This is a genomic window from uncultured Cyclobacterium sp. (assembly GCF_963976465.1).
Taxonomy (GTDB): Bacteria; Bacteroidota; Bacteroidia; order Cytophagales; family Cyclobacteriaceae; genus Cyclobacterium.
In genome coordinates, this window is record NZ_CAXBOC010000458.1 from 1 (window position 1) to 4,579 (window position 4,579).

The following is a 4,579-nucleotide window of genomic DNA, read 5'->3' on the forward strand; positions in this document are numbered from 1 at the left end:
ATCCCTGTTGATATCAATTTGCTGTGCATTTCTTCTTTTAAATCTTTCTGCTCCATCGGGATTCAACATGGGAATAAACCGTAGACGCAAATTTTCTCGAATTGCCTGCCGTATAGATTCAAACCCATCTTCTCCTGAACCTTCGAGAAAATTGAAAAGATCAAACAGGGCCATCGTTGCTGTACTTTCATTGCCATGCATCTGGGACCAAAGCAAGACTTTGCGCGCTCCTTCACCAAAGCTAAGTGAATGTATGGGTCTGCCTTCTATAGATTTACCTACCACTTTTGTTTCAAACTGCGCATTTCTATTTGAAATCAGAGGGGCAATATGCTGATAGCCAAAGCGTCTGTTATCAATTGACGGTTCTTTGTATTTCGCAAAAGCACTTTCCAGAATTTCAGGATTAATAGCTGATGGCTTTCCTTCTTTTTCTTGGCAACAGTAAAGGCCAACAGAGAGAAATATAAAAATCACTGGAATTCCTAAGGACGATTTCATTGCTTTACAGAAAATTGGTTACCATGTAAATATGGTGAATTTTAATTAATTTCAAGTTCTGGTTAAACAAACAGCCAAGGTGAAAAATATTTAAACCGCTACCAATATATGAAACTAGAAATTCTTCCTTTTAAATTACCTCTCAAGCATACTTTTACCATTGCTCACCAAAGCAGGGATGTACAAGACACCTTAATTGTTAGGTTAAGCTCCGGAGATAAATATGGGCTGGGGGAATCTACAACCAATCCTTTTTACGGAATATCTCTGAAGAATATGCAGGCATGTTTGGAAGAAACTAAAGCTAAACTGTCCACAATAGATGCCATCCATCCGGAAGAGTTATGGAAGATCGTCAAACCCTTCTTTGAAGGCAATCCATTTGCACAATGTGCGCTGGACATGGCCGCTTGGGACTTGTATGCAAAACAGCAAGGTCAAAAACTGTATGAATTGCTTGATCTTGCCCCACAAAATATACCCATAACCAACTTTACCATTGGTATTGCTCCTGTCAGCAAAATGATAGAAAAAATGAAGGAGCAGCAATGGCCCCTATATAAGATTAAATTGGGCACTGAGCATGACATGGAAATAATTAAGGAGCTTCGAAAACACACAGACTCAGCTTTTAGAATTGATGCCAACTGTGCTTGGTATGCCGAACAGGCAATTGCTTATTCCCATGAACTTGCTGATTTAAATGTTGAATTTATGGAGCAACCCCTTGCTAAAGATGACTTTGATGGTATGAAAAAAGTTTACCAAGAGAGTGCTTTACCGGTCATAGCAGATGAAAGCTGTATTACCGAAGCTGATGTGGCAAAATGTTATGGGTTTTTTCATGGAATCAATGTTAAATTGGTCAAGGCTGGAGGTATTACACCCGGGCTTAGAATGCTTAAGGAGGCGAAGACTCTGGGTATGAAAACAATGGTAGGTTGTATGACAGAGTCCTCAGTTGGAATATCTGCCATCGCTCATATTGCCCCCTTACTTGACTATGTTGACATGGATGGAGCCATGCTTTTGTCGGAAGATATCGCGGATGGAGTTAAAATTTTTGATGACCATGTAACATTTCCCAACAGAAACGGTACAGGTGCCTTACTATTGTAAACCAGCAATTTGCTATGAGCTACTCCTATTTTACTGAGCTTCCGGACAGAAAAATTTATTCTGAAGGGAAAGGCTATCTTCACTTCTGTGGCACTTCTTATCTGGGCATGGGAAGCCATCCGAAATTAAGACAACTACTCGTTGATAGTATATTAAAGCATGGACCAAATCATGGCTCTAGCCGAAATAGCAATGTACAGTTGCCGGTATATGAGACCTTTGAAGCACATTTTGCTGCGAAAGCAGAAGCTGAGGCTGCGGCCCTTCTCAGCAGTGGCTTTATGGCCGGTCAACTTGCCTATAACACTTTAAATCCCATGGTAGATCTCACTTGGACGGCACCAGACACCCATCCGGCCATCAGTAGTGGAATCTCATCGCCAATAGGACTGTCCCATCAAGAATGGCAACAAAAATGCATCGCCAAATCCCATGAATTAATAGGGCAAAAAATTCTTCTCCTTTCCAATGCTGTCAATCCACTAATTCCTGAAACCCATGATTTTGCATGGACAAAATTGCTTTCTCCCAGCAATAAATACTTTTTACTGATAGATGACAGCCATGCATTTGGGCTGCTTGGTAAAGGTATTTACGGCACTTTTACATTATGGAAAAACCTACCGGTTGAGTTAATGATTTGCGGTTCACTCGGAAAAGCGCTTGCCTTACCTGCAGGAATTATCTTAGGCAATCAATCCCTACTACAAAAAGTAAGAGAAAATGCAGTTTTCCGCACTTCCTCTCCCCCTGCTCCCGCCTTCCTGAATACATTTATTAAAGGCCAGGATATTTATTTTCAACAACAGAAAATCCTGCGCAAACACATGAGCTATATGTACTCCGCCATAGCTAAGGTAGAAGGTTTTAAGATGGTGCCTCAATATCCTGTTATTTCTTTTGAATCTACATCTTGGGTGGATAAATTACACCAAAAAGGGTTTATAGTCTCTTCCTTTCCTTATCCTTCTCCGGACAGCCCACCAATAAATAGAATTATATTGTCCGCCTGGCATCTGCCCACTGATTTGCAAACCCTGGTAAAAGCTATTGAGGAAATGGTTGATGATTAATTAATAATTGTTAATTTGGTAATGGTTAATTGTTAATTAAAAGGATAGCGTAAAGGAGACCATTTTATTATTCTCTATATCGGGGGTTTTTATTAATGGTTAATAGTTGTTAATGGTTAATTGTTAATGATTTGACTTCGTAAAGGAACCCATTTCGTTATTACCGATATTGGTTATTTTCATTAATAATTTATAATTAAAGAATTAATAATTGTTAATTTGATAATGGTTAATTGTTAATTAAAAGGATAGCGTAAAGGACACAATCTTGTTATTATCGATATCGAGTATTTACATTAACAATTTATAATTAGATTATTAATAATTATAGATTTTCCACTAGGTTATACTTCTCTAAATATTCCTTGGGGGTGGTGTGCCATTCAGAGAGTCTACTCACCTCAGTATCCAAGCATTGAAAATAAAGATCGTAAAGCAAATTGCTTACCTCCTCAGGAAGCCTAAATTTTTCCTGCTCTCCATCCCGGTAGGTTTCCCAATTTGCCGCTTCATTTTCCTTTATAATTTCCAGCATAGCATAGGTCACCGGTAACCGGGCAGACGTAACACGCCTTAGTTGCTCCGGATTTCTCCATACCGCCTTTTCCGCTTTGTCGAAAAGCAGGTTGTACTTTGATAATAATTCCGGGCTAAGAAAGCTATCTGTTTCTTGCTTTGGGCTACCGAAAATAGACATTTTTCTTCCTGTATATCCCTGATTGTTGGCATGAAGTAGATCGCTATATTTTTTTAGATAAGGTGCTGCTTTTCCATAATAAGCTTTCCAGAAACCTTCCATTTCCTTGTCGACGTCCAAATCAGGATCCCACAGTAATTTGGCCAAAAGGTAAGCCCTTATCTCAGCAGCTTCACCACCGGACTGAATATTACCCTGAGCAAATACTGCACTCACATTATTATCCCTTAGAAAAGAAATATTGGGTTGTAAAGTCCTGAGGTTTGGGAATGGAGCCAACAAATTGGCAAATTGAATATTATAATCCCAAACCAAGATATTGTCTGTAAGCTTACCCCAGCCTTTCAAGTCATTGCTGAAATCCGGATCCCCTGATTCCATAGGCTCATTCCTTGTGCTCTCTATGCTACACAACATGATGTTGACATTTTCTCTGGGAACAATATCCTTTGGTGGCACCCTGGTATATTGGTAAGCCAAGGTAGAGATGATTTTGTCAGGGAAGCGTTCTGCAACTTTATTGACAAAAGTCAACATGGATCCCATCCCAAGGGCGGGATATTCGCCACCATGGGTGGCATACATTTTTTCCTCCGGCGCATACGCTGCATACTTGGCATCTAATGCAGCACAATGTTCGCATTGACAATAATTGACATTGTCGTTTTGACTCACAGACCAATAAAGCGCATCGGGTTTCTCGTCTATGGCTTTTTGAAGGTTTTTGCAGACAATCTCTAGAACCTCCGGATTGGTGAGACAGAGTTGAGATTCGGGTTGCACACTTTTACCATCCCAAGACGGTACCAAACCGGGATGTCTTTTACCATCATAATAGCTAAAATATTCCGGGTGACTATCGCCATATTCTTCCGGATTAAGAAAGTTATGAAAAGTATGCACCCAGTGGCCCCATTCTGCAGGATCCTCCCCCCGCTTGGTATGGGAATGCAACTTGTGCCAAGCCATAAACTTAGGCTCATAGGCATCCTGATAAAAAACTTCCCTAAAGGAGAAATCTGGAACTTGGAGATCTGCTATTGGGGGAAGTTTAATGGTTTTTTGTTGAGGAATAACTTCAAAGTTTGAGGTGTATTTTTTACAGCCCAGGTATTTTTCCAGAAAAGTATAAACTGCATATTCCACCCCTTTTTTTGGTCCTCCGGTCAGTACCAACTGCTGGCCATTG

4 protein-coding genes are annotated in these 4,579 nt (G+C 40.1%); 2 read left to right on the forward strand and 2 right to left on the reverse strand.

Translation table 11 applies throughout. The features are described 5' to 3' along the window. On the reverse strand, positions 1–501 hold a 501-nt coding region (locus tag AAC037_RS20195), incomplete at its 3' end, for a M14 family zinc carboxypeptidase (RefSeq protein ID WP_339905149.1). A 108-nt stretch (positions 502–609) separates the two neighbouring features. Here AAC037_RS20195 and AAC037_RS20200 point away from each other — a divergent pair. Beyond that, positions 610–1,620, forward strand: a complete 1,011-nt coding sequence (locus tag AAC037_RS20200) for a dipeptide epimerase (protein WP_339905151.1) — start codon at positions 610–612, stop codon at positions 1,618–1,620. Between the two features lie 14 nt (positions 1,621–1,634). Continuing rightward, positions 1,635–2,693, forward strand: a complete 1,059-nt coding sequence (locus AAC037_RS20205) for an aminotransferase class I/II-fold pyridoxal phosphate-dependent enzyme (RefSeq protein ID WP_339905152.1) — start codon at positions 1,635–1,637, stop codon at positions 2,691–2,693. A 325-nt stretch (positions 2,694–3,018) separates the two neighbouring features. Here the strand turns inward: AAC037_RS20205 and AAC037_RS20210 are convergent. Further along, positions 3,019–4,579: DUF4838 domain-containing protein (locus AAC037_RS20210; protein ID WP_339905154.1), on the reverse strand; the 1,561-nt coding region annotated here is incomplete at its 5' end.

Coding starts and splice junctions, on each gene's coding strand:
- AAC037_RS20200 (WP_339905151.1), top strand. CDS start 610: ATGAAACTAGAAATTCTTCCTTTTAAATTACCTCTCAAGCATACTTTT.
- AAC037_RS20205 (WP_339905152.1), top strand. CDS start 1,635: ATGAGCTACTCCTATTTTACTGAGCTTCCGGACAGAAAAATTTATTCT.